Annotated in this window: 22 protein-coding genes; 15 read left to right on the plus strand and 7 right to left on the minus strand. The window is 52.7% G+C overall.

Annotated elements, in window-relative coordinates; genetic code table 11:
* Positions 1–171 precede the first annotated feature (171 nt).
* On the plus strand, positions 172–3015 hold the full coding sequence (locus WKJ04_RS06425) for a TonB-dependent receptor (protein ID WP_337879659.1): 2844 nt from the start codon (positions 172–174) through the stop codon (positions 3013–3015).
* Positions 3016–3068: 53 nt separating this feature from the next.
* Here WKJ04_RS06425 and WKJ04_RS06430 read toward each other — a convergent pair whose 3' ends face one another.
* The 6 genes from WKJ04_RS06430 to WKJ04_RS06455 all read right to left on the minus strand — a co-directional run bounded on the left by WKJ04_RS06430 (position 3069) and on the right by WKJ04_RS06455 (position 12068).
* The gene (locus WKJ04_RS06430; RefSeq protein ID WP_337879660.1) at positions 3069–3389 is read right to left on the minus strand and encodes a hypothetical protein; all 321 of its coding nucleotides are present in this window, start codon (positions 3387–3389) and stop codon (positions 3069–3071) included.
* Positions 3386–3874: a hypothetical protein gene (locus WKJ04_RS06435; protein WP_337879661.1), complete on the minus strand. Its 489-nt coding sequence runs from the start codon at positions 3872–3874 to the stop codon at positions 3386–3388. The genes WKJ04_RS06430 and WKJ04_RS06435 overlap by 4 nt, the downstream gene beginning before the upstream one ends.
* Positions 3875–3914: 40 nt before the next feature.
* A complete protein-coding gene (locus WKJ04_RS06440) occupies positions 3915–4133 on the minus strand; it encodes a hypothetical protein (RefSeq protein WP_337879662.1) in 219 nt (72 codons plus the stop codon).
* A 401-nt stretch (positions 4134–4534) separates the two neighbouring features.
* Positions 4535–7624, minus strand: coding sequence for an efflux RND transporter permease subunit (locus WKJ04_RS06445; protein ID WP_337879663.1), 3090 nt, complete (start codon positions 7622–7624; stop codon positions 4535–4537).
* A gap of 20 nt (positions 7625–7644) precedes the next feature.
* Positions 7645–8763, minus strand: a complete 1119-nt coding sequence (locus WKJ04_RS06450; RefSeq protein WP_337879664.1) for an efflux RND transporter periplasmic adaptor subunit — start codon at positions 8761–8763, stop codon at positions 7645–7647.
* A 470-nt stretch (positions 8764–9233) separates the two neighbouring features.
* Positions 9234–12068, minus strand: coding sequence for a pitrilysin family protein (locus tag WKJ04_RS06455; RefSeq protein ID WP_337879665.1), 2835 nt, complete (start codon positions 12066–12068; stop codon positions 9234–9236).
* Between the two features lie 211 nt (positions 12069–12279).
* Here WKJ04_RS06455 and WKJ04_RS06460 point away from each other — a divergent pair, with 211 nt between their 5' ends.
* The 8 genes from WKJ04_RS06460 to WKJ04_RS06495 all read left to right on the plus strand — a co-directional run bounded on the left by WKJ04_RS06460 (position 12280) and on the right by WKJ04_RS06495 (position 19011).
* Positions 12280–14364: a YdbH domain-containing protein gene (locus WKJ04_RS06460; protein ID WP_337879666.1), complete on the plus strand. Its 2085-nt coding sequence runs from the start codon at positions 12280–12282 to the stop codon at positions 14362–14364.
* Entirely contained in the window at positions 14361–14543 is a 183-nt protein-coding gene (locus tag WKJ04_RS06465) for a YnbE family lipoprotein (protein ID WP_337879667.1), read from the plus strand. The genes WKJ04_RS06460 and WKJ04_RS06465 overlap by 4 nt, the downstream gene beginning before the upstream one ends.
* A gap of 10 nt (positions 14544–14553) precedes the next feature.
* On the plus strand, positions 14554–14895 hold the full coding sequence (locus tag WKJ04_RS06470) for a YdbL family protein (RefSeq protein WP_337879668.1): 342 nt from the start codon (positions 14554–14556) through the stop codon (positions 14893–14895).
* 16 nt (positions 14896–14911) lie between these two features.
* Positions 14912–15277 (plus strand): VOC family protein, encoded by a 366-nt coding sequence (locus WKJ04_RS06475; protein ID WP_337879669.1) that lies wholly within the window; start codon positions 14912–14914, stop codon positions 15275–15277.
* Positions 15278–16214: 937 nt separating this feature from the next.
* Positions 16215–16745, plus strand: coding sequence for a hypothetical protein (locus WKJ04_RS06480; protein ID WP_337879670.1), 531 nt, complete (start codon positions 16215–16217; stop codon positions 16743–16745).
* Between the two features lie 124 nt (positions 16746–16869).
* On the plus strand, positions 16870–17262 hold the full coding sequence (locus WKJ04_RS06485; RefSeq protein ID WP_337879671.1) for a hypothetical protein: 393 nt from the start codon (positions 16870–16872) through the stop codon (positions 17260–17262).
* 147 nt (positions 17263–17409) lie between these two features.
* Positions 17410–18198, plus strand: a complete 789-nt coding sequence (locus WKJ04_RS06490; protein WP_337879672.1) for an MBL fold metallo-hydrolase — start codon at positions 17410–17412, stop codon at positions 18196–18198.
* 48 nt (positions 18199–18246) lie between these two features.
* Positions 18247–19011 (plus strand): amidohydrolase family protein, encoded by a 765-nt coding sequence (locus WKJ04_RS06495; protein ID WP_337879673.1) that lies wholly within the window; start codon positions 18247–18249, stop codon positions 19009–19011.
* A gap of 23 nt (positions 19012–19034) precedes the next feature.
* Here WKJ04_RS06495 and WKJ04_RS06500 read toward each other — a convergent pair whose 3' ends face one another.
* Entirely contained in the window at positions 19035–19349 is a 315-nt protein-coding gene (locus tag WKJ04_RS06500; protein WP_337879674.1) for a YciI-like protein, read from the minus strand.
* A 213-nt stretch (positions 19350–19562) separates the two neighbouring features.
* On the opposite strand from WKJ04_RS06500, the gene WKJ04_RS06505 reads away from it, so the two are divergent.
* Genes WKJ04_RS06505 through WKJ04_RS06530 form a run of 6 tightly spaced genes read left to right on the plus strand, consistent with a single transcriptional unit; the run spans position 19563 to position 26710 of the window.
* A complete protein-coding gene (locus WKJ04_RS06505; protein ID WP_337879675.1) occupies positions 19563–20831 on the plus strand; it encodes an HlyD family efflux transporter periplasmic adaptor subunit in 1269 nt (422 codons plus the stop codon).
* A gap of 38 nt (positions 20832–20869) precedes the next feature.
* Positions 20870–21565 carry an ABC transporter ATP-binding protein gene (locus WKJ04_RS06510; RefSeq protein WP_337879676.1) on the plus strand — a complete coding sequence of 232 codons (696 nt, stop codon included), beginning with the start codon at positions 20870–20872 and terminating at the stop codon, positions 21563–21565.
* A gap of 1 nt (position 21566) precedes the next feature.
* A complete protein-coding gene (locus WKJ04_RS06515; RefSeq protein WP_337879677.1) occupies positions 21567–22883 on the plus strand; it encodes an ABC transporter permease in 1317 nt (438 codons plus the stop codon).
* 10 nt (positions 22884–22893) lie between these two features.
* On the plus strand, positions 22894–24075 hold the full coding sequence (locus WKJ04_RS06520; protein WP_337879678.1) for an ABC transporter permease: 1182 nt from the start codon (positions 22894–22896) through the stop codon (positions 24073–24075).
* A gap of 3 nt (positions 24076–24078) precedes the next feature.
* Positions 24079–25410 carry a sigma-54 dependent transcriptional regulator gene (locus tag WKJ04_RS06525; protein ID WP_337879679.1) on the plus strand — a complete coding sequence of 444 codons (1332 nt, stop codon included), beginning with the start codon at positions 24079–24081 and terminating at the stop codon, positions 25408–25410.
* The gene (locus WKJ04_RS06530; protein WP_337879680.1) at positions 25391–26710 is read left to right on the plus strand and encodes an ATP-binding protein; all 1320 of its coding nucleotides are present in this window, start codon (positions 25391–25393) and stop codon (positions 26708–26710) included. The genes WKJ04_RS06525 and WKJ04_RS06530 overlap by 20 nt, the downstream gene beginning before the upstream one ends.
* The last annotated feature ends 16 nt before the right edge of the window (positions 26711–26726 follow it).

Below are 26726 nucleotides of genomic sequence, written 5' to 3' on the forward strand. Positions count from 1 at the left end.
AATTCCTTAAGTACTTTTATACTACAAATACACAAATTTTGTTCACCCGTCAGTTGACAGTCTATTAATCATACAATAGCATCATTTGAGAAGTGATAATAAACCTCAGTCGTCAGTTTGCAGTGAAGGCGCTGAAGGGACATAAAAAAGCCAATGACAAGGGGAGAACAAATGCAGAGCTTTAAGCCGTCCGTGCTGAGCACTGCTGTCACCCTGGCCCTCGCGGTCAGCAGTGCAGCTGTGTTTGCGCAACAGAACAATTCCACAGAAGCAAAACAAGACAATGTGGAAGTGATTGAAGTGAAAGGTATTCGCAGCAGTCTGAACAAGGCGTTGAACGTAAAGCGCCACGAAGAGCAGATTGTCGATGCCATCGTTGCCGAAGACATAGGTAAGTTTCCGGATAACAACGTGATTGAATCGCTGCAGCGGGTGACAGGTGTTCAGGTGACGGACCGTGGCGCTGGGGAAGCCTCCACTGTGTCTATCCGTGGTTTAAGTGATATCACCACCACCGTCAATGGCCGCAATATTTTCACCGCAGCAGGCACAGCCGTGGCGCTGCAGGATATTCCAGCCAGTTTGTTGAAGCAGGTGGATGTGTATAAAACCCGTTCAGCCAGCCAGATTGAAAGTGGTATAGCCGGCGCCATTGACGTAAAGACTCACCGGCCTTTTGACTTTGACGGCCTGAAATTGATTGCTGCTGGCCGTGGTATTTACACTGAACAGAATGAAGAAACCAGCCCGGTGCTGAGTGCCTTAGCGTCTAACCGATGGGAGCTGGACTCCGGTGAATTCGGTGCTTTGGTCAATATTTCGTATTCCCGTATCAGCTACCGCGATCAGAGCGTCACTGCCGGCGCCATGGTGCCTTTTTCCACGGCCACGCCGACAGCGCCTTTTACCCCTTACGAGCGGATTTTTTTAGAGCGGGATGGGGTGGCTGAAAATCCAATCTGGGAACCAGGCTTGTTAGATGGCTTGCCAATTGCTCCAGGCTCAACCGTCAACGTGAACGGCACTCCGACCGAATATATTCTGGGCCGCGATGCCATTTTTCAGAGTGATTTTACCGGTGAGCGCGAACGTCCGGCTGTCAGTCTTTCGCTGCAGTTTGCGCCTGATGAAAAATCTGAGTATGTATTTGAGTCCTTTTACAACGGTTTTCGCAATGAGGGCTTTAACAGCCTTTTGTTCTCCTTCGCTGACTGGTGGGGGGGGTATGGCAGTATGACGCCGGCTCAGGCTGCCGCTGCCGCCAACGTGGTGTTGCACCCGGGCACCAATATTGTGAAGTCCCGCTCTGTGCAGGACCCTTGGGTCTTTACCAGTGGCGACTTAAGCACGGGCCAGACCGACAGCTACCTGCATGCACTGGGTGGTCGTTGGGATTTAACCGACAACCTGACCATGAAGTCTGAGCTGGTGTACCAGGACAGCAAGTATGAAGGTGACTTCTTTGCGATGCGTTTTGTCCGCCCAGGCGCCAACTACAAGCTGAATGTGGACTTTAACAGTGGGGGGGGCATTCCGGGTTTTAACTTTGAAGACAACCCGGCCACTGCAGCTATGGATGAAAGTTCTATGGCCGACCCGTCGGCTTACATTACCGACAGCATGTACGACAATGCCAACGAGGATAAAGGCGATGCCATTACCTTCACCACGGATCTGAGCTACCGTTTAGACGGTTTCTTCACTCAGGTTGAAGCCGGTGTACGTTATGACAAACGCGGTGCCGAAACGGCGTTCAGCCGGCAGGACCGTTGTTGTGGTGGTGGGGTTAACGTGGCGACTATTGAGGGGCTGGCGTCAATTAACAGCGGTTTTATGGATGGTGAAGCGAAGGTGCCAACCTCCTGGGCCGTCGCTAACGGCCACTATATCCGCAACAATGCCGATGAATTTCGCAGCATGTATGGCCTGAGCAAACTGGCCCTGCAACGCTCGTTTGAAATTGACGCAACCACCCTGTCTTTGTATGCCCAGGGCAAATACGAAACCGAAATTGCCGGCCGGGTGCTGGATGGTGAAATTGGTGCCCGTTATACCGGCATTGATACCGACTCCAATTTCTGGCAGGAAGCGGCTACGGTGGACGCCCAGACACTGACCTCAGGCGAAAGCAAAACCCGCAAAATTCTGCCAAGCCTGACCGCCCGTTATCAGTTGACCGATGACTTGCAGGCGCGCTTGGCCTATACCGAAACACTGCGTTACCCGGGGTTTGGCGACTTAAATCCGCTGATTACTTATAACGAAGATGTCACTGGTATTGGTTATGGCACTGCAGGGGGCGGTAATCCGGATCTGAAGCCAACCGAATCGAAAAACTATGACTTTGCGCTGGAGTATTATTTTGCTGAAGCCAGCTCAATTTACGGGACATTATTCCGCCGTGATGTGGATGGCTTTGTAGTCGGTTTCCGCCGAGCCGTCACTGCACCTCGCTCTACCTCCAACCCTGAACCCTACAAGTTTATTCTGACCCAGCCTTACAATGCGTCGAATGGCGAGTTATCCGGGGCTGAACTGGGCCTGGTCTGGTTCCCGGAAAATCTGCCGGCTGCACTGGATGGTTTTGGTATTCAGGCCAGCTACACCAGCCTGTCGTCGTCGCAGACCACACCGGATACCAACTCAGAGGGTGAGATCACCGGCTATAAAACTACCGACCTGTTTGGTGTGTCTGATTCGTCCTACAGCGTGGTACTGGCTTATGACAAAGATAAACTGGGTATGCGGTTATCTTACGCCTGGCGTAAAGACTTCCTGGCCAACTACGAAGCCGCACTCTTTGCCAACCCGTTGGAAGTACGTCGTAAATCTGAAGCCAGTATGGACTTTCAGTTAAGTTATCAGTTGACCGATCAGTGGGAAATTACGCTGGACGGTACCAACCTGACCAATGAGTTGTACCAGAGTTACTATGGTAACAACCCGGAAACCAACAACTTTGGGACTGCACTTTACAGCCGTACCTTCGCTTTGGGTGTGCGTTACAGCATGTAATCTTCCCCCAATAAAAAACCGGCATTACGCCGGTTTTTTATTGGGGTTATGCCTTAGAGTCGGACATAGCCATAGGCCTGTATGCCCTTAAACTTTTGCTGCCGTAACCGCTGTGCCACTTCGATTTGATAATCTTCCATATACTCGTACAAATCGTCCTGAAACTGCTCTTCCATCAGTTCGCGCCGGTCTGCATTCACCGGACGCTGGCTTTCATAAGCCAGCAGGCAGAGCCGGTGAGCGCGCGGACCAAACTCATGCGTCACAACATCTTCCAGCCTGGCCAGGTCCGGCTTTTTCAGCAGTTTCAACGTAATATGCACTGTCAGTACAAAGACCAGCACCAGTAAACCTGCGACTGTAGTTGCAATCATGCTTTGGCTTCCTTGTAGTGAGTTAAAAAACAACGAATTAACCATAAACAGGCCATGGGAAAGACCGATATATTGATGGCTAAAACACCGTAGCGATACACGTCAGCCAGCAGGTTTAACCCTAAGTCTCGATCAAAATAACGCAATACCTGAAGTGCACATAAACTGAAGAAACATAGCACGACAAATTTTGCCAAAGACTGCAGATTTAAGTTAAAACGGTTATGGACAAACCAAATGGCGTACAGGCAGAACAAATTACATGCTGCCCAAATAAGATACCAAACACCCCTGAATTCGGAGCCGGAACCAGATACGATTTCTCCAATTACTGGAGTCATACGCTCCATGCAAAAGTTACCAACGATCCAGATTGCTAAAGTCAAGCGTGAAGAGTTATCTGCATTAATTACTAATGACGCAAACAGGCCAACTGCTGTCAGCACCAAAAATATGTTGTCCACTAAAACAAGGTAATCCCGCAAAACGCAGCTCCTGCAAAACTAGATTCAATACTAAACCGTATCAGGTCCAATCTTCTGCTTCAGTTCCTGAACCATTCCCTTGGGTTTGTACTGTACTTTGCAGCAATGCCTTGGCTTCTGCACTAATAGTGACGGTATCGGCAGCGCTGCCGGAAACTGTTGTTTTAGGGGTTTCAGCTGTGGCCTGAGTGGGTTGGGTGCTGGCTGCTGTGGTTGTGTAGTTGGTTAATGCGGCGGCACCTGAGTTAGTAACTTGCATAAAAACACACCTTCTGAGTTAAATGAATAAAACCGGATTCTATTATCCGACGCTTGACAGAACGCAAACCTGAAAAAAACATCATTAATAAATAATTTGTTTTTTATCAACTACTTAATTTCATGATTTTCTGCTGATTTTCAGGAAATACAGCATCTGCCTGACCAATCTGACATAAAAATTCTGCTGAATAAAGCCTTGTTGCAGAGGTTTTTTTGCCCGCTACCGAGTGTTCGCGTTCGGGACTAAATTCTGAACTGCGTTGTGATCAATGATGTGGTTTTGTGGAGCAAAGGAGTGAACCGCCGCTGGTTGCGGCTGCATAACCGGCATGCCGCTGGCCCTGTCCATAAAAAAGGCCAGCATATGCCGGCCTTGGTGACTGTATGGAACAGGTCTGGTCAGACAGGTTGTGGGTCTGCTTCTTCTTCCTGCTCCGGAGCTTTGCTGTGGCTGTGGTCTTTGGCCAGCAGCATATAAACGGAGGGCAACACAAATAAGGTAAAGAAGGTGCCTATGGTCATGCCCAGCACCAGCACTATACCAATGGAGTTACGGGCTTCTGCGCCGGCACCTTCGGCAAAAATCAGCGGGGTGTGACCGGCAATGGTGGCAATACTGGTCATCATCACAGGGCGCAGACGCAAAATAGAGGCTTCCTGAATGGCATCCAGTTTACTGCGGCCCTGTTCCTGCAGTTTATTGGCAAATTCCACGACCAGAATGCCGTTACGGGCAATCAGACCTATCAGAGTAACCAGGCCCACCTGAGAATAAATATTCAGTGTGCTGGTAAAACCGTCGGTGAAAAACGGCATTGGCATCGGAATTTTCAGGAAGGTAAAGACCAGGGCACCAAACATGGCCAGAGGTACAGACCCCAGCAGGATCACCACAGGGTCACGGAAGCTGTTGTATTGCGCCGCCAGCACCAGGAATATCATAGTCACCGCCAGCATAAAGGCGGGCAGGAAGGTGTTGCCTTCCCGTTTCAGCTGACGGGATTCACCGGTGTAATCAATCTGGTAGCCTGAAGGAATAATTTTACGGGCTTCAGTTTCCAGAAAACGCAGGGTTTCATCCAGCGGTTTGGTAGTGACACCGGAAATTTTCACCGCATTAAGCTGCTGCATCCGGTTGATGCTGCGGGGCACAGTGCTGTGAGTGAGGCTGGCAATTTGGTCCACCCGGATCATCTGGCCGGCAGGGCCTTTGATATACAGGTTCTGCAAATCGTCCGGGGTTAAACGTTCCACCCGTTTCACCTGAGGGATCACCTTATAACTCTGGCCAGCCATATTAAAGCGGTTGACGTAACCACCGCCTAACAGGGTGCCAAGGTCCTGCACCACATCACGCATATTCAGGCCTAAATCGGCCACTTTATCGCGGTCGATATTCAGCTGATACTCTGGCTGATCCACTTTCATATCAATCACCTGAAACGGAAAGGTGCCACTTTCGCGCATCATCTGTTCCACCTTCAGCGCGTATTGATAAATTTCAGTAGAGTCAGCGGTGGAGGCAATCACAAATTCGACCGGGAACTGACCGCCACCGGGCAGGGCAGGTGGGGTAATAGGCAGAATACGGATACCCGATACTTCCGCCAGTTTTTGTTGCACTTCCGGCATGATTTCAAACACAGAACGTTCGCGTTCAGCCCAGGGTTTGGTGACCATGCCACCAAAACCACCGGTCGGGAAAGTGATCTGGAAAGTAAAGTCTGTTTCCGGCACCGACATAAAGGCATGGTTGACCGCTTTGCCATAAAAGGACGACTGATCGACGGTGGAGTTGGCGGGTGCATCGACAATCCCAAAAATGACCCCCTGGTCTTCCACCGGTGCCAGCTCTTTCGGTGACATGGTGTAGAGCGGGAAACACAGCAGGGTGATACCAATCCAGAATACGTAAACGCCGCTGCGGTTTTGCAGACTGGAGGCCAGGCGGCGGGCATAAAAATTCTGAAAGCGGTTAAAAAGGCCATCCAGCGGCGCATGGTTACTGCTGTGAGGTTTCAGCATTCTGGATGCCATCATAGGCGACAGCGTGATGGCCACTATGGCCGATATCGCCACCGCACCGGCCAGGGTGATGGCAAACTCACGGAACAGGGTTCCGGTTAAACCGCCCTGCAAACCAATAGGCACATAGACAGAAATCAGCGTCACCGTCATCGCAATAATAGGGCCACCCAGTTCACGGGCAGCCACCAAGGCGGCTTTAAAGGGTTTTAAACCGTTTTGCACATGACGTTCGATGTTTTCCACCATGACGATGGCGTCATCTACTACCAGACCCACCGACAGTACAATAGACAACAAGGTCAGCAGGTTCAGCGAGAAGCCAAACAGCTTCATAATAAAGAGCGCACCAATCAGCGACAGTGGTATAGCCACAATGGGGATCAGGACAGAGCGGCTGAAACCAAGGAACAGGAAGATCACCACCACAATAATCAGCAGGGTTTCCGCCAGGGTTTTCACCACATCATCAATAGCCGCTTCAATGTATTTGGTGGCATCGTAAGACACTTCCGCCGTTAAACCTGAGGGCAGTTCAGCTTTGATTTTTTCCATCTCGGCTGTCACGGCTTTAATCACATCCAGCGAGTTGGCGTTCGGGGCGACAAAGACCCCCATAAAGACGGCAGTTTCCCCCGAGTAGTTCACATTGGTGTTGTAGTCTTCAGCGCCAAGTTCCACATCGGCCACGTCGGCCAGACGGACAATACCGTCGGCATTTTGCCGCAAAATCATCTGTTTAAACTCGTCGACCGATTTCATGTCGGTGTTGGAGCGTAAGTTCACCTGGGTATAAGCGCCGCGGGTCTGGCCTATAGTGGCCTGCACGTTGTTGTCGGACAGCGCGGTGCGCACATCTGACGCCGTAATGCCCAAAGACGCCATGGCGTCTGGTTTTAACCAGATGCGCATTGCAAAAGTACGGCCACCCAAAATATCAGCTTTTTGCACACCAGCCACGGCGATTAAGCGCGGCTGCACAGCGCGGCTTAAAAACTCGGTGATTTGGTTTTGCTCCAGAATATCTGAACTGAAACTCAGATAAGCAGATGCAAACTGGCTGTCGGCCGCTTCTATCGCAATGGCCGGAATTTCCGCTTCGGGCGGCAGATCGCCGCGCACCTGGTTCACCTTGGCGCTGATTTCTGTCATCGCTTTCAGTGGGTCGTAGTTCAGGTGCAGGTGGGCAATGACGGTAGACACCCCCATAGTGCTTTGCGATTCGATGTAATCAATGCCACCGGCTGAGGCAATAGCACGCTCGATCGGCGAGGTAATAAAACCTTTCACCAGCTCGGCGTTGGCGCCCACATACACAGTGGTAATTTTGATCACCGCAATGTCAGAGCGCGGGTACTGACGCACCGTCATATTGCTCATCGACTGGAAACCGGCCAGCAAAATCAGCAGGCTGACCACAATGGCCAGCACCGGCTTCTTAATAAAAATATCGGTAAAGTTCATACACAAACCGTCCTGATGGCTTAGCTGTCAGCGGGCTGCTGTTGGGTTTTAAATTCAGGGGTGGCGGTTTTACTAATGACCACCGCCTGGCCGTTAAACAGCTTAAAGGCACCGGCGCTGACGACCTGGTCGCCGCTTTTCAGACCGTCCAGCACTTCAACAAAATCACCACGGGCTTTTCCCAGCCGGACAAATTGCTGGCGGGCGCTCAGTGCCCCTTTGTCGTCTTTTTCCACCACAAATACGGTGTCACCAAAAGGGGCATAAATAATGGCCGTGCTTGGCACCACCAGCACCTGCAGTGGTTCTGACAGGGTGACTGTGGCATTGACCGCCATACCAGGCACCAGTACGTCGCCGGTATTATCCAGAATGGACTGCACTATGGCGTTGCGGGTGCTGGTGTTAATTTCTGCGCCTATGGCCGTAATTTCGCCACTGACCACAGCGGCGCCTTCATTGACAGACACGGACACTGGCAAGCCTTTTTTCATCGACACCAGCCAGTGTTGGGGCACCGGGAAATTTACCCGCACTTTATTGGTGGCTTGCAGGCTGACAATGGCCGTACCCACCTGCAGGTCGGCCCCTAAATCCACCTGACGAATGCCCACTTTGCCGTCAAAAGGTGCACGGATGGATTTTTTCGCCAGGGTGGCTTTCAGGTTATCGACGTCAGCCTGGGCTGAATCCAGCTGTTGTTTACCTGAATCCAGCTCGCTTTGGGTGGCAATATTGGTTTTGCGCAGTTGCAGCAGCCGGTCATAACTGGTTTTCGCCAGTTTCAGCCGGGCGTCAGCGGCACGCAATTGCGCCTGCTCGTTGCTGGTGTCCTGCTCCACTAACACATCACCGGCTTTCACCTGCTGGCCGTTGCTGAAGTGAATTTTTTTAACCCGGCCAGCCGCTTCGGATGCCACCACAATGCCTTCGTCCGCCAACACAGTGCCAATGGCCTGATAGGTCTGAGGCCAGCTTTGTTGTTCTGCGCCATACACAGACACAGATTCCGGTGGCGGCGCCATCTGCTCGCCAGCTTCAATCATGGCCATGATCTGGCTGAATTTGGTTCCACCCAGCAGGGCGAAAATTACAAGTAAGCCACCCAGAGCAAGCAGCACGGATTTCAATGTTTTCATACCTAAAAACCAAGTTAAGTTAATCCACTTCAGCAGACAAAAACTCTTGCTGTGTTCTCAGCGCTGCAACGGGGCCAGCGGCTGAGTTGCATTAGTCTGCCATGTTTTTGTTAAAAGTTGACGATTCGTCACAAAATTATTTTTGTACTGCACTTACGGGTCGAACTGCCCGCTGGATCGGAATTTTTTAGTTGTGAATTTCAGTGTAGGTTCTTTCTGCGTGGCTCGCGGCGTTGCAGTGAAAGGGCTTTAGTGTACGGGGCTACACGCGCCTTGCCTATGCGCATTTGGAAAAAATTTGTAACGGAAATTAAGGCGTGTTGGGGTTTCAGGGGTAAGTTTGCAGCAGTCTGGCCGGTTTTTATGCCAGGCAGTGAGTGCAGTTATTCTGCACAAGTGAGCACGAGTGCAGCAGCAAGACTGGCCAGGTAAAGAGCGGGCCCTCTGACAAAGGGCCCGCTTCCATTCTGTTACAGACGTTTGACCGGCATGCCAAGCTCAGCCAGCTGCGGCTCCAGTGTCTTGGCGTCGCCCACTACCAGAATGATCATCTCTTTGGTATCCAGGTGTTTTTTCGCCAGCGCATTGATTTCCTCTTTACTGATGCTGCTGACAATCTGGTTGCGCTCACGGACAAAATCAGGGGTTAAGTTAAACTCCAGAATTTGTGCCATAAAACCCAGTTTGGCGTTCGGGGTTTCGTACTTCAGCGCGTCGGACTGATTAATGGCCAGGCGCATAAAGGCCAGTTCGTCATCCTTAATACCTTGTTCTCTGAACTGATTAATTTCATTCAGGAACTGGCGGATCGAATCAACAGTGGCGTCGGCGCGCACTGCGGCAGAGGCGGTATAGACACCGGCGTATTTGTCGGCACTGAAACCGGCACGGGCACCATAGGTATAACCTTTGTCTTCGCGCAGGTTCAGGTTGATACGGCTGTTAAAGGTACCGCCCAGTACATAGTTCATCAGGTTGGCTTTATAGTACTCGCCTGTGATGTCCTGGGTTAATGAGCGCTTACCAATACGGATCTCCGACTGAGGGGCATCAGGTTTATCCACCAGGTAAACAGTCGCAGGCGCCGCTTTTAACCCGCCTGTGCTGACCTTGATGGCCGGTGCCTGACCCTGCCAGTCCGCCAGTTGGGTTTTCAGCTGTGCAGCCACGTTGTCCTGTGGCAGGTCGGACACCACAATCAGCTGGCCACCGGCCGGTTTAAACCAATGCTGGTACCATTGCTGCACATCGGCTGGTTTCAGCTGACTGACCGACGCCATGGTGCCTTCGTTGGGCAGGGCGGCAATACTGCCTTCATACAGCAGGCCGTTAAATTTTTGCGCGGCTAAATAAGCCGGCGTTTTCTCTGCATGCTGCATGCCCTGCAGCACTTGTTGCTGCACCCTGGCAAAATCTTCCGCGCTGAAGGCCGGGTTGCGCAGTTTTTCTTCCAGCAGTTCTAAGGTGCGGGGTAAGTGTTTACTCAGGCTGGAAACAAAGACATCCACATAACTGTCAGAGCTGCTGAAGCTGATGCTGCTGCCCAGTTTCTCCAGCTCCAGGCTCATTTGCTCAGTGCTGTAGTTTTTGGTGCTTTCATTCATCAGGCCTGCCATCAGGCTGGTGATACCGGCTTGGTCAGCCGTTTCGGCATAAGCGCCGACCGGAATTTTCAGCAGCAGGGAGGTGGTTGGTGTTTCAGTGCTCTGGCTGCCCAGTACCTGAATGCCGTTGCCAAGGTCGGTGGTCCAGGTTTGTGGCAGGCCCACCGCAGGGTTAGCGCCAGCCACCGGCTGTTGACTGCGGTCGAAGTTGTCTGTGGCTTTGCGTACCTGTAAATCTTCCGCTTTGGTGGTGGAAGGGCCGCCAAAATCGCGTTTGACCGGGGTAAAGGTATCGGCATGGGCAATCAGTGCTTTCTGGCCACGCGGCACCACGCTCATCACCACAGAATGTTTGCCCTTCAGGTAAGTCTGGTACACCCGCATTACGTCGTCTTTGGTCACTGCATTGTAGCGGGCAATATCTTCGCCAATGGTGTCTGGTTTGCCTTTAAAGGTTTGACTGGCGGCCAGCTGGCTGACTTTGCCGCTGACACTTTGCAGGCCAAAGATACTGTCGGCTTCCATTTTGGCTTTGACTTTCAGCAGGTCGTCGTCTGTCACGCCGCGTTGTTCAAATTCCAGCAGGCTGTCACGGATAATTTTTTCAATGTCCGCCAGGTTTTTCCCTGCACCAGGGTTGGGCAGCGCATAGAGGCTGAATTCGCAGGACAGCTCGCGACAGGGGTGTGACACCTGGGCCTGCACTGCCAGCTGGGTTTTCACCAGGTTTTTGTACAGCAGTGAGTTATTACCATTGCCCAGAATTTCCGACAAAATGTCCAGCGCCGCTTCATCTTTATGGTTGGCGTACACGGTCGGGAAGCTGATGTACAGCAGGGGCAGATGCACATTGTCTTCCATCGAAATATAACGGGTGTCCGGCAGGCTCCACAGTTGTCTGGTGGCGTCTGTCACTTCAGGGCCTCGCGGAATACTGCCAAAATACTTTTGTACCAGCGGCAGAACTTCTTCGGCTTTGATGTCGCCCCCCAGGGTCAGTGTGGCATTATTCGGACCGTACCAACGCAGGAAAAAGGCTTTCACGTCATTTACATTGGCACGGTTTAAATCGTCCATATAACCAATGATGGGCCAGGAATAGGGATGCCCTTCCGGGAACATGGCTTCAGACACCCGTTCAAACAGGCGGCCATAAGGCTGGTTATCCACGCGCTGGCCACGTTCGTTTTTGACGGTTTCACGCTGCACTTCAAATTTCTTTTCTGTCACGGCGTCCAGTAAAAAGCCCATCCGATCGGCTTCCAGCCACAACATTTTTTCCAGCTGATTGGCTGGTACTGTCTGGAAATAATTGGTTCTGTCGTTATTGGTGGTGCCGTTTAAGCTGCCGCCTGATTCAGTGACAATTTTAAAGTGCTGTTCGTCCCCCACGTTTTCCGAACCCTGGAACATCATGTGTTCAAAGAAGTGGGCAAAACCGGATTTCCCGGGTTCTTCGCGGGCGGAACCCACATGGTAGGTCACATCCACATGCACCAGCGGGTCCGAGTTGTCTTCATGCACCACCACCGTCAGGCCGTTATCCAGCTGGTACTTTTTATACGGAATATGAATACCTGTGCTGGGTGCCGACTGTTCAATCAGTTTCACGCCGGCAGGCAGTTGGTGTTGGGGGTGCTGGCTGCAGGCAGCGAGGGCAATGGCAAAACCAATAGCCAGGGTCAGTTTAGTTTTTTTCATGGGTCTCTCCTTGAGTTGGGCCGATTTAAGCACTTTTGTCCTTTCAGTGCCAGATACAATTATGTAACAGAACGCTACCTGTGCCAAAGGCGGCGACAACTGGCTTGGGCTTGGTAAGGAAATCACATAGACTGGTTGAATTCAGAGAGGATTCATTGTGTTACTGCATGATTTGTCAATTCGCAGTTGTCCATAAGCCGGAGTTATTAGCATGCCAGCCGAACCAAACCGCCGCAAAGCCAACATCAGCCTGGGGTTAAACCTGCTGCTGTTGCTGCTGGTTGGCGCCGTGTATGGTGGCATTCAGCTCAGGTTTTATTACCAGCAGTGGCAACCGGCCTGGTCGGGGTTGACGCTAAGCTGGGGGCGGTTGCAGGCCGGGCAACTGAACCTGACTCTGCCTTATGCCGGTTTGCATCAGCTGCAGCTGCAGCAACTGGATATTCGCTGGTCCGGCTGGCCCTGGCCACTGGATTCGGTGCAGGCCGAAAAGCTCAGTGTGCAGTCCGAGCCGGTCTGGCCAAAGGCAACCGCTTCCCCAACTGCACAGCCTGACGCCTCAGCGTCTGAACCCAGTGCAGCAGAGGCAGACGCTGAACAGGCATTGCCGCCGTTGTGGCCCCTCTGGTTGCCTGCCGCTGTGCAGGTCAACCAACTGGATATTCAGCTACCCTGCGCAAAGCTGGATGCACGGATCCGTGCCAAAACGGCCCCCGTCAGTACGCCGCCTTCAGCCGAGGGAGGATCTGCGCTTCCATGCCGGCTGACAGGTTCGGTGTCACTGAACAGCACTGCAAAACAGGCCGATATCCGGCTGGCCAGCTCAGGGCCGCTGTTGATTGAAGGCCTGGGTGATCTGGAGCCGGAGCTGACACTGTCGTTGCAGCCGGAAGGCGAGGGCATTCGCCTGCATAGCCTGGCGGTGCGGTTAACAAGTGCAGAGCTCGCTTATGCGGGCTATAAGCTGAGTCACAGCCAACTGGCGCTGCAGGCTTGCGGGGTATGGCGCCAGGGCCAGCTGAGTTTGCAAGGCACAGCGCCGCTTGAGCTCAGCACGGCGTTACAGCAGCAGGATTTAAGCTGGAAGCAGGGGCAACTAAAGCTGACGGACTGGAGCCTGCAAAGCCCCTGGCCGGACTGGCGTCAGGCCAGTCTCAGCGCCAGGGCCGATCTGACACTGACCCAGCTGAAACACCCTCAGCTGTATGCGCAGGACTGGCACTGGCAGGCTGAACTGAACGGCCGCCTGGCCGAACCTGTGCTGAAGGGCGTGCTGAAGTCGGGCAGTTCGCTGGTGCTGAACCACCAGCTCAAGCCGACACAAAGCCAGTACCAACTGAGCTGGCAATTACCAGAGCTGTTTTTTCTGGCGGGCAACCCGCTGAAATTGGGGCCTGCCTGGCCTGAGCTGTTGACCGTGCAGCGCGGCAAACTCAGCGGTCAGGGCTCGGTGCTGCTGGACCGCGACAGTTATGCGCTGCAAAGTGGTGAGCAGCAGCTGCAGCTGAGCGGGATAGACGCCATTTGGGACCGCTCTGAACTGAAAGGCCTGAATGGCAGCCTGGTGCTGAAACACAGCGCCCGCGACTGGCAGTTGAGCAGCAAGGCACTGGAGCTGGCGCAAATTAACCACGGCATGGTGGCTGGCCCTGTCAGGTTGGCCGGTAGTTATCAGTTTATGCCGGACAAACCACAAGCCGGGGTATTGCAGTTGAACCAGCTACAACTGGCGCTGTTCTCCGGGCAGGTGCAGGTAAAACCGGGCCGCTTTGATTTAAGCCAGGCCCAGCAGTTTGAACTGGAACTGACTCAGCTGCAGCTGGCGGATTTATTACAGCAGCGGCCTGAAAGCGGCGTCAGCGGCCGGGGCAGTATTTCCGGCCTGATCCCGCTGCGCTGGTCGGCCCAGGGGGTGACAGTGGAACAAGGCCAGATCGCAGCACTGGCGCCCGGCGGTTTGCTGAAGTTTGACGCCGACAAAGCCAAAGCGCTGGCGCAGAGTAATCAGGGCATGCAGGTGCTGATGCAGGCGCTGCAAAACTTTCATTATTCGGTGTTGTCTGCAGAAGTAAGTTATGCGACTTCCGGTCAGTTGCTGTTAGCGTTGCAACTGCAGGGGAAAAACCCGGATTACGAAAATGGCCGGGCCATTCATTTAACCATTAATCTGGAAGAAAACCTGCCGGCGCTGCTGGCCAGCCTGCAACTGAGCGGGCAGGTCAGTGAGCTGGTGAAAAAGCGCGTACAACAACGGCTGGCGGCCAAACAGGCCAAAGCCGCAAAGGAGCAACAATGAAACTAGCCGTTCTGGCTGCTGCCACGGTGCTGCTGTCGGCCTGCACCCCCACAGTGCAGGTGGCCATGCCCAATGAACCTATTAATATCAATTTGAATGTGAAAATTGAACACGAAATCCGGATTAAAGTAGATAAAGAGCTGGATGAATTATTCAGCGATTCCAGTGGGTTATTCTAAGGAGAGCCGTATGAAAACCATCAAAACTATTTGTTTGTCTGTACTGCTGGCTTGTGCTTTACCTGTCTTGGCGCTGGATTTACAACAGGCCATGCAGGCCCTGGGCCCGGCCAAAGCGCAGGGATTGCTGGGCGAACAGCCTAATGGTTATTTAGGGGTGGTGCAAAGCTCAGCTCAGGCCAGTGAAATTGCCGAGTTGATTAACAAAGCCCGCAAAGCCGAATACCAGAAGCTGGCACAACAAAACGGCATTGCGCTGGCTGACGTGGAAGCCATGGCGGGCCAGAAAGCCATTGAAAAAACCGCCAAAGGCCAGTACGTGCAGCTGGGCGGCCAGTGGCAGAAAAAATAAGGCTTCAGGGGGGAATATGAGCGAATCAGCGCAGTTCAAGCATCATCAGCTCAATTATGCCGAGTTTCCCTGCCGGGATTTAACGGCGACCAAAGCCTTCTTTGCGAAGGTCTTTGGCTGGCGCTTTACCGACTATGGCCCGGACTACACCGCCTTTGCCCATTCAGGCCTGGACGGTGGTTTTTTTCGGTCGGAACAAATGGCCAGAACCGCCAATGGTTCAGCGCTTTTGGTGCTGTACAGCACCAATCTAGAGGCCACCCAGGCTGAGGTTGAGCAGGCCGGGGGCCAGATTATCCAGCCCATTTTCAGCTTTCCCGGCGGTCGCCGTTTTCATTTTACCGAACCTTCAGGCAATGAACTGGCAGTGTGGGGGATGTGAACTCTGAGGGGGGATGTGTTTGGTGTGACTGACGTTGGTTGATTATTGTAGGGGCGCAGTTTACTGCGCCTTTTTCGTTACACGGCGCAAAAGCAGGCAGGACGCTCGCTTTAACAGTTGAACGCAGGCCCTCAGAGGAGAACCATGCCTAAATAAATTCAGTTTAAAAAAAATCAATTGGTTGAGACGAATGGGTAACCCGCTTAGTGCTACCGCTTCGCTCAGACACTACCGCCTTATAACCTCAAATTATTCCCAATAAAGATCCAAAAACTACGGGTGACACATCCGGCAACCAACCAAGGGTAAAATTTCGGACAACTTGTGTACAAAGAGTATGGATTCTGCCTGAAATTGACTTTTCTGTTTTGGAGAAAATTGTTGATTTAGAGGTGCTTCGGCATTAATTTGGCATCAGTAAAATCGACAAAAAAGCAAAAAATTCTAACTTGCTGACGTTTTATTCTATTGAGCGTTAGAGAATATATACGCATTGACCTATCTACAGTAATTTCGTTTGTTACTGGACTAGGTGTGGGTTTAGTTATAGCCGCATTTGTTCAGCATAAACTTTCACGTCGGGCGAAAAAGGAAGATGGCTTATTTGAAGAATGAAAATCTGCATTTGACGGCTTGCTATGCGCATATGCTGTGTTGGCTGAAGGTTGGTCAGATTCAAAAGCGAAAAACTTTGCATTATGTGAGGCGCGGGTCCAGTTGGTGCGCTCCAAAGCGGTATTGGGGGCACTTGGCTGTCTGAAGTCCAGTGAATCAGGCTCTCTTCCGCGACAGTTGGCTCAGAAACAATGAATAGACATGCGCGGTGATCTGGGGCTTACCTGGCAAAGCTGTCAACAATCACACGCCAACAAGCACGGGCGGAATCCCTCTGACGCTCAGCCAGTCATAAGGGTATTAACACTAAAAGGATTTAATTATGTTTCAGCTGGTTATCGCCATATTCTTATTTTTCTGTGCCTTCACTGTAAGGGCTGATTGCAATTCACTGTTAACAGAGCGGTTGAACACTGATTTGGCTTTACCCTATGCAAGTTTTGATCAAACGCCAGGTAACAGCTGGCGAGAGTTGGAAGCAAGAAAATGCTACAGAGAAGCTGCCATTCTGATAGAGCATTATGTTCGCAGCAACAATGCTACTCAAAGGTCACTTAAATGGCATTTATTGCAAATGTACGCTTTTGCTGGTGAAAATAAGAAAGCTGTTGAAATTGTTTCGGCTGTGTTGTTGCCTGACGAGCAGACAAGCAAATCGCCTCTTCTTTGGAATGATTACGTATTGGCAACATCGGGCTTTTTAGAAAAGGACTTTGCCAAACTAAAGTTTCACAGAGATCAGATTGCCAAGCAGGGTAAAGGCTTTAAACCCAATGAAATGAATATGGCAGTTCTGGACAGGTTAATTGATAACTTTGGTCAAACATACCAAATGGCATACATCGTTGATTAAGTGGTTACAATGCCTGTCCATTGGCAGCTTTGGGGTCGGATTTAACACAAGTTGTTTGGGTGGTCGGCCGGTGTGTCAGCTGCAGCAGTGTGCTGCAGCCGGTTCAAACCTCAAGGAGATTGGAATGAAAAATTTAATCAAATCAGGTCTGTTTGCGATCGGTGTGTTTGGCTTCAATATGTCTGTTGCCAATGAAATTTCCGCTGATTTTCTTAAAACTGAGCTAGAGCGTGCCCATGCTGCCTATCTGACAGGTTCTGTTGATACAGGGCTTTATGCACTTGAAGCCTTAGCCAGACTGCTGGAGTCAGACCAATCTGCCGCTTTGCAAACAGAAGTAGGGTCAAATAATCTGGCATTTACCTACGTCAGAATTGGGCTTCTGTATGAAAAGACAGGGAATACGTCTCAGGCACAGGCTTATTTTAATAAGGCGTTAGGCTCGTATCAGGGGCATAAAATTGAAATGGCCTCATTGAAAGATAGTGTGCTTAAGTTAGACAACATAAGCAGTTGACCGTCGTCGCCCTCCACAATGCAGCCGTCTGATGCTGACCTTACCTTAAGTTGAGTGCGCCAGTTGTTGTCGTGTTAAAACAGGCTTTGATGCCAGTGGCTGTTTTGGTTGCCACTGGCTCACCAGTGCTGACAAAAAGGATGTTCCATGCAATATGCCTTGTTGTGGTTTGCTGCTGTTTTTTCGTCGCTGAGCCTGGCGATGTCCGCGCCTTTTGAGGTGCTTCCCCTCGGCAAGGAGGCATTTGTTCTGCGTTCAGTCACCTATGGCACCAATATCGGCTTGCTGAAAACCAGCCAAGGCTTTGTGTTAATAGACCCTATGCCTGGTGAAGAGCAACTGGACGCTTTAGAGCATGAAATCAGACGCCTGGCGGGTGAATCTGCATCGTATGTGCTCAACACCCATGATCACAGTGATCACACGGGAGGCAACACATACTTTCGTGAAAAAGGCAGCATAGTGCTGGCCGACGCTGGTAGTTTCCCAGAAATTCAGCAGTTAGTGGCCAGGTCGCATTCAGCGGCAGACCAGGTGTTTTTTCACAAACCAAGTAACAGCATTTTTGTTGGCGATATTTATGACAGCAGCTGGCATCCTACCTTTTATCAGGGCGGGCTGGCCGGTCTTGGCAAGGCCATTGAGGCTATTTTAAAGCTGGGCAATGACCGCAGCCTTATTGTGCCCGGGCATGGTCAGCCAAAGGGAAAAGCCGAGCTGCGCCTGTTTTTACAAAACACCATTGCCTGGGTGTCCAGAGTCAGGCAGTTGAACGAAGCAGGCAGATCAGTGGCTGATATGAGGCAGGATGCAGAAATAAAAGCCATTCTGGCCAGCTTTAACCCGGACAACAAAACTGATGTTCTGCCGGAGAAAGCGGTTGTCCGTTTTATTGAAAGAACCCTTGGCCTGATTGAGGGCCCACCTGAGCACTAACGGCTGGCTGGCGGCCATTGTCCAGATGTAACCATGCAGGGAGCCTTGATGCTGAATAGCTTCTCCTTATTTGACAGCCACTTACATATAATTGACCCTCGTTACCCGCTGGTGCCGAACCAGGGGTATCTGCCGCCGCCTTTTAGTTGCAGCCATTATTTAACCAGGTTGTCTGCGTACCGGCTGTGTGGTGGGGCTGTGGTGTCCGGCTCATTCCAGGGCTTTGACCAGCGTTATCTGCTTGACGCATTGCGTAACCTTGGCCCGGCTTTTGTCGGTGTGACTCAGCTACCGGCATCGGTGTCCGACTCGCAGCTCATGGACCTTGATGCGGCCGGGGTGCGGGCGGTGCGGTTTAATTTAAAACGGGGCGGCTCTGAAGAGGTGCGGCATCTGGCGTCTATGGCGGCCAGAGTGTTTGACGTCGCGCGCTGGCATGTTGAGCTTTATGTCGATTCGGCTGAGCTGCCTGCTCTCGCCCCAACGCTTTGTGCATTGCCTGCCGTCAGTATTGATCATTTAGGCTTGAGCAAAGCAGGCTTTAAACCCTTGTTAAAGCTGGCAGAACAAGGGGTTAAAGTGAAAGCCACAGGTTTTGGCCGGGTCGACTTTCCGGTGGCCGCTGCGCTGAAAAGCCTGTATGCAGCCAACCCGGATTCGCTGATGTTTGGCACCGATTTGCCTTCCACCCGTGCGCCCAGGGCCTATACCGATCAGGATTTCTGCCTGGTGTATGATGCCCTGGGGGCGGATGCGGCCGAAAAAGTGTTCAGTACCAATGCACTTCAGTTTTACCGGCCAGGCCAAGGCTGAATACGCAGGTGGGCGGCTCGCCTTTAACTCAGCCTGACCGGCGTACAGGCGCTTTCGCCCACTACGGTATGCCAGGGGTGAATGCGGTAGCGGGTCACCAGGCCGTTTTGTACATAAGGGTCGGCTTGGGCGAAAGCTTCAATAATGGCCGGGTCCGCCACTTTAAACAGCAGCAATGCGCTTTCAATGGGGTCGCCCACCGCACCGCCCAACAGCAGCTCACCACGTTCAGCCGCCTGCCAGGCCAGCTCTAAATGAGCGGCCCGGAATAACACCCGCTTTTCCAGGTAGTCGGCTGAGGTTTCATAACTTAATAAATAATGTTGGCTGTCTGACATTCTGTGGTTCCTCTGTGATCCGTGGTTTTTTCAGTGGTGTCCGGCCCATGCAGGCGGACACATTTTTTGTCCGCGGACACTTTTTTGAAATCATCTTTATTTAGCTAAGTTGTTTAAATTCAATTGCTTGTCGTTATTTTTGGTTTTGGCATAAAGCCTGCTATCAACAGCTCAGAATTCAGGTTACCCCAATGCGGCGGACAGGAACAGAGTATGATTCAGGGCACCCACAATCAGGACATTCAACTTCAGCGCAAAGCCAGACGGTTCAGCAAAGGCAACCTGCTGGCGCTGGGTTTTACCTTGGCCGTTTCGGCCATCAGCTATGGCTTGTGGAGCGCCAGCAGCGCTCAGGCTTCGTTGGTGATCCCCAAAAACCAGGTGCAGATTGCCACTGTGGAACGTGGCAGTTTTACCCGTGATTTATCCGTGCAGGGCCGCATAGTGGCGGCCAATGCGCCAACTTTAATCAGCCAGGAGGCTGGCCAAATTCAGTACCTGAAGCAGCCGGGCGAAGCCGTCACTTTGGGCGATTTACTGGCGGTGGTGTCCAGCCCGCAGCTGGATAATGAACTGAAACAGCAGCAGGCGCTGCTGGCCAGTATGGAATCGGATTACGAGCGGGCTACCTTGCTGGCGCGTGAACTGCAGCTGGATATGGAGCAAATTCAGAACACGGCCCAGGTGAATCTGCTGGCGGCGCAACGGGAGCTGGCGCGGGCCGAACAATCGATCAAAGTGGGGGTGATCCGGCAACTGGACTACGACGTGGCCAGAGACAAACTGCTGCAGGCCGAACTGGAGTTTGACCATGCCAAACGCAAAGTCAGCCTGGCGTCCGACAAACTGCAGTTTGAAAAAAAGTCCGGGGCGGCAGCGTTACAGCGTCAGACCTTAGTGGTCGCTGAACTGGAGCGCAAGCAAGCCGCCTTGCACATTGCAGCCCCAGTGACAGGCCAGGTCGGTAACTGGCTGGCCGAACAGCATGCTCATGTGCTGGCTGGTACACCGCTGATCACCGTGATTGATTTAAGCCAGTACGAAGCTGAGCTGGCGATCCAGGAAAGTTATATCCGCGATTTGAGCGTGGGCATGGCGGTGGAAGTGAACCTGGGCAACCAGCAGCTGACCGGTCAGCTCAGCCATATTTCGCCGGAAGTCAAAGACAACCTGGTGACAGCCCGGGTGCGCTTCAGCCAGACCGACAGCACCAGCTTACGGCAGAACCAGCGTTTATCAGCCCGCGTCATTATTGAACAAAAAGACAATGTGCTGCGCATTCGTCGCGGTGATTTTGTCGGCTCCGGCGCCAGCCGTATTGCCTACCAGGTCAGTCAGGATCTGGCGGTAAAAACCCCAGTGGTGTTGGGGGCGTCGTCAGTGCAGTACGTGGAGATTTTGCAGGGGGCCAAAGAAGGCGACCAGTGGGTGATCTCCAACCTGGATGAATTTAAACAACAAGACCGAGTTCAACTGAATTAACACATGGCCAGGTCACTGGGCATAAGCAGGAGCTTAAAATGATTAAAATTAATAACTTATCAAAAATATTCCGCACCGAACTGATTGAAACCCATGCGCTGCGCGCTATTGACCTGCATGTGCAGGAAGGGGAGTTTGTTGCACTGACCGGGCCGTCGGGTTCAGGTAAGTCCACCTTGCTGAATGTAATAGGCACGCTGGAAAGTTTTGATCAGGGCCAATACCTGCTGGATGGTCAGCCAGTGCAGGGCTTGTCAGACAGAGCCCTGTCTGCCCTGCGCAATGAAAAAATTGGTTTTATTTTCCAGGGCTTTAACCTGATTAAAGACTTCAGCCTGTTTGACAATATTGAGCTGCCGCTGCGTTACCGTGGCATGAATGCGGCCGAGCGTAAGCGCCGGGTGGAGCAGGCGCTGGAAACTGTCGGCCTGGCGGCGCGGCGTGATTATCACCCCAGCCAGCTGTCCGGTGGTCAGCAGCAACGGGTGGCCATAGCCCGTGCCATTGCCGGTGAACCGCGCATTTTGCTGGCGGATGAACCGACAGGCAACCTGGATTCCTTAATGGCCCGTCAGGTGATGGAACTGCTGGAAAAAATTAACCAGCAGGGTTGCACCATTTTAATGGTCACGCATGATCCGGATCAGGCGCGCCGTGCTGGCCGTCATGTGCAGATTGTCGACGGTCAGCTGAACGACGCCACCCTGTATGAGCCTTTGGTGGCAGGAGCCTGAGATGGAACAGTTTATTCATAATCTGAAACTCAGTCTGCACAGCATTAAACGCGCACCGCTGCCTTATGCCTTAACCCTGTTAATTTTAAGCCTGGGTCTGGGCACTTTTTTCAGCAACGCCACCTTGTATTACTGGATGAACCGCGACCCGCTGCCAGAGAAAAGCCAGACGCTGTTTATGGCGCGGATTAATTCATTGCCCGGCGATTGCACCGACTGCTTTGAGCCATCCCGCGTGATGAGTTATATGGACATGCAGAACATGAGTGGCAGCGGTATTCCGTCCGCAGAAGCCGCCATGTTTTCCAGCGACGCTTATGCCAAAACGGTGGAAAACCAGCAGGCAACCCCAAGCCGGGTTGAGCTGAGGGTGACACAACGCGACTTTTTTAAGTTATTTGATGTGCCCTTTTTGCATGGCGAAACCTGGCCGGACAACAAAGCCCGAATGGAAGTGGTGATCAGCAAAAACACAGCGCTGAAGTTTTTCAGCCGCACCGACGTGGTGGGGCAGGACATGCTGATCGATGAAAAGTTATACAAAGTGATAGGGGTGCTGGATGACTGGTCCATGTTGCCCCGTTTGTATGATGTCAATGGCCGCCGCTCCGCCGAGCCGGTGGAAGATATTTATATGCCGCTGGAAACCGCCTACGACCTGGGTATTCAGTCCAACACCCAAAACTCCTTCACCGACGTGGATTGGGACGGCAATATGGCCACTTACCCGCAAATGGCCAGAACCAATTTTGCCAATATGCTGCAATTTTGGGTGCAACTGGACAGCCCGGAAAAAGTGCAGCAGTACCAGCAATTTTTGAAAAACCTGGTGGCCGATGAAAAAGCCGCAGGCCGTCACGAAAGACCAGAAGGTAACAGGCTGGATAATCTGCTGGATGTGCAGAAAGCCATGCGCGCAACCAATGAACAGCTGGATGCCTTTGCGCTGGTGGCTTCATTATTTTTGCTGGTCTGTGTGGTCAATGCCAGCCATTTATCGTTGAACCGTTATATGGCGAACCAGTATGAATTCAGCTTACGCCGTGCCTTAGGGGCCAGCCGCTGGCAGTTGCAGGGGCAGATTGTCGCTGATGTGCTGTTAAGTTCAGTTCTGGCCTTTGGGATGGCGCTGCTGTTTGCCCAGTTAGGCCTCTGGACCATCAGCTCCTTATTACCCAGCACCAAAGCTCTGGCAGGCTGGGATGGCGCTATGCTGGCGGTGATGGCACTGTTTGTGCTGCTGATCAGCTACCTGGTGACCCTGTACCCGGCGTTAAAAACCTCATTCAGCCCGCTGAACCAACAGTTAAAACAATAAGGATCCCGCCATGTCTGTCCATTTGATTATTAAATCCTTATTGCGCCGCAAAGTGGTCACGGCGTTATTGCTGTTGCAACTGGCTGTGACTTTAGGCCTGGTGGTGAACTCCTTGCTGTTGGCCGGCGCTGCACGGCAATTGGTTGAACAACCCACAGGGCTGGAACTGGAACAGCTGTTAACCGTCTGGGTGAAACCTACCAGTGCGGCTATGCGTACTCAACCTGCGTTGTCTGAAGTGATTACCCGGCAACTGGCGGCCGTCAGAGCTATGCCCGGCGTCGAAGCCGCGGAAGCGGTCAATCAAATTCCTTTGCGTCAGGGGGGCTCGAACCGCAATGTGTTTGAAACCGACCGTCAGGACGAAACCGATGTGGATTCGGTGCCTTATTACAATACTGGCGCACAGATTTTTCAGGTGCTGGGCAGTAAGCTGGTTGCGGGCCGCCTGTTGACAGAGCTGGACCTGAATACAACCAATGTGGTGCTGACGGATAAACTGGCGAAGCAGCTCTTTGCTGAGCAAAATCCAATAGGAAAATCGACCAACAATGGCACTGTCGTCGGTGTGATTTCGGACTTTTATTCACAGCGTTACGCCAGTGATCCGTTTTATGGCCTGATCCAACACTCTTTTATGGATCGTGTGGAAAGAGGTTATCAGTTCATGGTTCGTGTGGCTCCGGGTCAATCGGAGACGATACGCAGTCAGTTAACTGATGTGATCCGCAGTGCGGAACCCGAAGTGGATATTGGCACTGTGATGCGGATGAATGAAAACCGCGACGACGTATTCCGCTCTGAAATTGGCCTGGCCACCTTGCTGGCGATCCTGAGCGGCCTGATGCTGCTGGTGGCGATGATCTCCGCCTACAGCCATGCGCATTTCCATGCGCTGCAAATGCAGCAGGAAGTGGGCATTAAACGGGCTTTGGGGGCCAGCAAAGCCAGAGTCTTACTGGACGTGTTAAGCGAAAGCTGGCTGACCACCGCCATAGGCGCAGGCTTTGGTATTCTGGTTTGTTATGGCTTAAATATCAGCCTGGCCAAGGTTATCAGCATCCCGGCCGTGCCGCTGTGGCTGCCATTGCTGGCGACAGTGTTACTGCTGGTTTGTGTCACCCTGGCAACATGGTATCCTGCCCGGATAGCCACAAGGATTTCACCGGCTACAGCCACGAAGACGCTATAACAGATGAAAAAAATACTGGTCATTGATGACAACGAGGCGGTCTGCACCGCCTTGCTGACCCTGTTTCAGCTGCAGGGGTACCTGGTGCTGGTGGCGATGTCACCCGAGCAGGCGATGCAGTTATTGGCGCGTCAGCAGGTGGACTTAATTCTGCAGGATATGAATTTCGCCCAGGGGGAAATGAGTGGCGAGCAGGGCAAAAATCTGTTTTATCAGCTGCGCTCAGCCTATCCTGCGGTCCCTTTGGTGCTGATGACCGCCTGGACACAGCTGGATATGGTGGTGGAACTGGTCAAAGCCGGTGCCACGGATTACATCGCCAAACCCTGGGATGACCAGCGTTTACTGACCACAGTGGCGAATGTGCTGAAGCTGTCGGAGCTGAGCCAACAACAGCAGCAGGCGCAACGTCGTCAACAGGAGCGGCTGGCGCACTTTGAAGGCAAAGACCTGGCTGGCCTGGTCTTTGCCAGCACGGCGATGGAGCAACTGCTGCAGATGGCGTTGCAGCTGGCTCCCAGCAATGCGGCTGTGCTGATCACCGGCGAAAACGGCGCCGGTAAAGAGGGCATAGCTCAGGTGCTGCATGCCAATTCCAGCCGCAGGCAGCAGCCACTGATCAAAGTGAATATGGGCGCTTTACCGGCCGATTTAATGGAAGCTGAGCTGTTTGGTGCTGAAGCCGGTGCCTACAGCGGGGCGACCAAAACCCGGATAGGCCGTTTTGAAGCGGCCGACGGTGGCACCTTGTTCCTGGATGAAATAGGCAACCTGTCGTTAACCGGCCAAATGAAGCTGCTGCGGGTGTTGCAGACCGGCGAGTTTGAACGTTTGGGCTCCAGCCAGACCCGTAAAGTGGATGTGCGTATTATCAGCGCCACCAATGCCGATTTAACTCAGGCGATCAGCGCAGGCCAGTTCCGCCAGGATTTGTATTACCGCATCAATGTCGTGCAGTTGCATCTGCCGGCGCTGCGCCAGCGACTGGATGACATAGTGCCACTGGCGAAGCATTTCCTGGCCGGTAAGAAAACGCTGACTGTCGAAGCCGAACAGGCGCTGCGTCAGTACAGCTGGCCCGGTAATGTGCGTGAGCTGCAGAATTTATGTCAGCGTGCTTTGTTACTGACCTTGTCTGACGAGATCGATGCAGCCGACCTCGGCTTACCGCAGGAAGCCGGTGGTAAGAAGAGCCTGGACGACCTGGAAAAAACCGAAATTGAGCAGGCGCTGTCTGCCGCTCAGGGCATCGTTTCACGCGCGGCCAGGGCGTTAGGGATCAGCCGGCAGGCACTTTACCGGCGTATGGAGTTCTATGGCATTACCCCGCCTTAAAACGACGCTGGGGCAGCGGCTCTGGTTGCTGAATTGTCTGGCACTTGCGCTGGCGTTGGGCCTGCTGTGGTGGTCCGGTTCCGGCTTGTGGCTACTGGCACTGGTGGCCGTGGGCTGGGCCTTGTTTGGTGCTGGCCAGTATCTGGCAGTCAAACCTCTGAGTGAAGAAATTCAGGCGCTGAATTTACATGCGCAAAACCTGCAGGATGGCAGTTTTAATGTCGACGCCAACCGCGAGTGTATCAGTGAGCTGCAGCCGCTGGCCGATGCTCTGCAGCAGATGTCTGCCCAACTGAGGCAGGAGCGCGCTACCTTGTATCAGCGCGAGCTGTTGCTGGACACAGTGCTGCAAACCAGTCCCAGTGCTTTATTGCTGACCGACGCATCCGGCCGTTTGCTGATGACCAACCCCGCCGCCCGAGCCTTGTTTAACCCTGGCCGTAAAGCCGAAGGGTTACGTCTGGCGCAGGTACTGGCTGACTGGCCCGCCTTGCTGCAGGCCATCCAGAGCGGCCAGCAGGGCTTAATTCATTTGGGCGAACCGGCCAGCATCTGGCATTTGTCAGTCAGCTTTTTTCAGCTGAATCAAAAACCGCATCAGCTGTACCTGCTCAAGCCAATGACGCGGGAAATCCACCGCGAAGAAATCAAGGCCTGGAAAAAGCTGTTACGGGTGATAGGGCATGAGCTGAACAATACGCTGGCTCCGCTGTCGTCTATGGCCTTTTCCGGCGAGCAGCTGGCGCGGCACTATCAGGACAACCGGCTGCAACAGATTTTTCAGACCATGGCTGAACGCTCCCGCCATCTGAACCAGTTCTTACAGTCTTACATTGAGTTTGCCAAACTGCCGGCACCCCAGCGTGGCAGTGTCAACTGGCCGCGGCTGATTAACCAGCTGCAGGAGCAGTATGAGTTTGAACTGGTTGGGGATTTACCCAAACAAGACTGGCAGCTGGACAGGGTGCAACTGGCGCAGCTGCTGTTGAACTTGCTGAAAAATGCCCATGAATCCGGCTCTGCCGCAGAGCAGATTGAACTGCGGCTGGATGAAAGGCCGTCGAACCTGAGCTTGTGCCTGCAGGACGCAGGAGGTGGGTTGAGTGCCGACAGCCTGGCCCATGCCATGGTGCCGTTTTTTACCACCAAAGCCGGTGGCTCCGGCATAGGCCTGACCTTATGCCGTGACATCGCCGAAGGCCATGGCGGCACTCTGGAGCTGAACAACCAGGGCGCAGGCTTGCTGGTTACTGTCACTTTTCCGGCTGCTGGTAATATGCAACGAACAGAGGCATCATAAGGTATTGAAACTGCTG

It is taken from the genome of Rheinheimera sp. (genome assembly GCF_037442345.1).
Lineage (GTDB): Bacteria > Pseudomonadota > Gammaproteobacteria > Enterobacterales > Alteromonadaceae > Pararheinheimera.

What these genes read in the sequence shown, in the direction of transcription:
- WKJ04_RS06425 (WP_337879659.1), top strand. Translation starts at nt 172, where the DNA reads ATGCAGAGCTTTAAGCCGTCCGTGCTGAGCACTGCTGTCACCCTGGCC.
- WKJ04_RS06430 (WP_337879660.1), bottom strand. Translation starts at nt 3,389, where the DNA reads ATGATTGCAACTACAGTCGCAGGTTTACTGGTGCTGGTCTTTGTACTG.
- WKJ04_RS06440 (WP_337879662.1), bottom strand. Translation starts at nt 4,133, where the DNA reads ATGCAAGTTACTAACTCAGGTGCCGCCGCATTAACCAACTACACAACC.
- WKJ04_RS06445 (WP_337879663.1), bottom strand. Translation starts at nt 7,624, where the DNA reads ATGAACTTTACCGATATTTTTATTAAGAAGCCGGTGCTGGCCATTGTG.
- WKJ04_RS06450 (WP_337879664.1), bottom strand. Translation starts at nt 8,763, where the DNA reads ATGAAAACATTGAAATCCGTGCTGCTTGCTCTGGGTGGCTTACTTGTA.
- WKJ04_RS06455 (WP_337879665.1), bottom strand. Translation starts at nt 12,068, where the DNA reads ATGAAAAAAACTAAACTGACCCTGGCTATTGGTTTTGCCATTGCCCTC.
- WKJ04_RS06460 (WP_337879666.1), top strand. Translation starts at nt 12,280, where the DNA reads ATGCCAGCCGAACCAAACCGCCGCAAAGCCAACATCAGCCTGGGGTTA.
- WKJ04_RS06465 (WP_337879667.1), top strand. Translation starts at nt 14,361, where the DNA reads ATGAAACTAGCCGTTCTGGCTGCTGCCACGGTGCTGCTGTCGGCCTGC.
- WKJ04_RS06470 (WP_337879668.1), top strand. Translation starts at nt 14,554, where the DNA reads ATGAAAACCATCAAAACTATTTGTTTGTCTGTACTGCTGGCTTGTGCT.
- WKJ04_RS06475 (WP_337879669.1), top strand. Translation starts at nt 14,912, where the DNA reads ATGAGCGAATCAGCGCAGTTCAAGCATCATCAGCTCAATTATGCCGAG.
- WKJ04_RS06480 (WP_337879670.1), top strand. Translation starts at nt 16,215, where the DNA reads ATGTTTCAGCTGGTTATCGCCATATTCTTATTTTTCTGTGCCTTCACT.
- WKJ04_RS06485 (WP_337879671.1), top strand. Translation starts at nt 16,870, where the DNA reads ATGAAAAATTTAATCAAATCAGGTCTGTTTGCGATCGGTGTGTTTGGC.
- WKJ04_RS06490 (WP_337879672.1), top strand. Translation starts at nt 17,410, where the DNA reads ATGCAATATGCCTTGTTGTGGTTTGCTGCTGTTTTTTCGTCGCTGAGC.
- WKJ04_RS06495 (WP_337879673.1), top strand. Translation starts at nt 18,247, where the DNA reads ATGCTGAATAGCTTCTCCTTATTTGACAGCCACTTACATATAATTGAC.
- WKJ04_RS06500 (WP_337879674.1), bottom strand. Translation starts at nt 19,349, where the DNA reads ATGTCAGACAGCCAACATTATTTATTAAGTTATGAAACCTCAGCCGAC.
- WKJ04_RS06505 (WP_337879675.1), top strand. Translation starts at nt 19,563, where the DNA reads ATGATTCAGGGCACCCACAATCAGGACATTCAACTTCAGCGCAAAGCC.
- WKJ04_RS06510 (WP_337879676.1), top strand. Translation starts at nt 20,870, where the DNA reads ATGATTAAAATTAATAACTTATCAAAAATATTCCGCACCGAACTGATT.
- WKJ04_RS06515 (WP_337879677.1), top strand. Translation starts at nt 21,567, where the DNA reads ATGGAACAGTTTATTCATAATCTGAAACTCAGTCTGCACAGCATTAAA.
- WKJ04_RS06520 (WP_337879678.1), top strand. Translation starts at nt 22,894, where the DNA reads ATGTCTGTCCATTTGATTATTAAATCCTTATTGCGCCGCAAAGTGGTC.
- WKJ04_RS06525 (WP_337879679.1), top strand. Translation starts at nt 24,079, where the DNA reads ATGAAAAAAATACTGGTCATTGATGACAACGAGGCGGTCTGCACCGCC.
- WKJ04_RS06530 (WP_337879680.1), top strand. Translation starts at nt 25,391, where the DNA reads ATGGCATTACCCCGCCTTAAAACGACGCTGGGGCAGCGGCTCTGGTTG.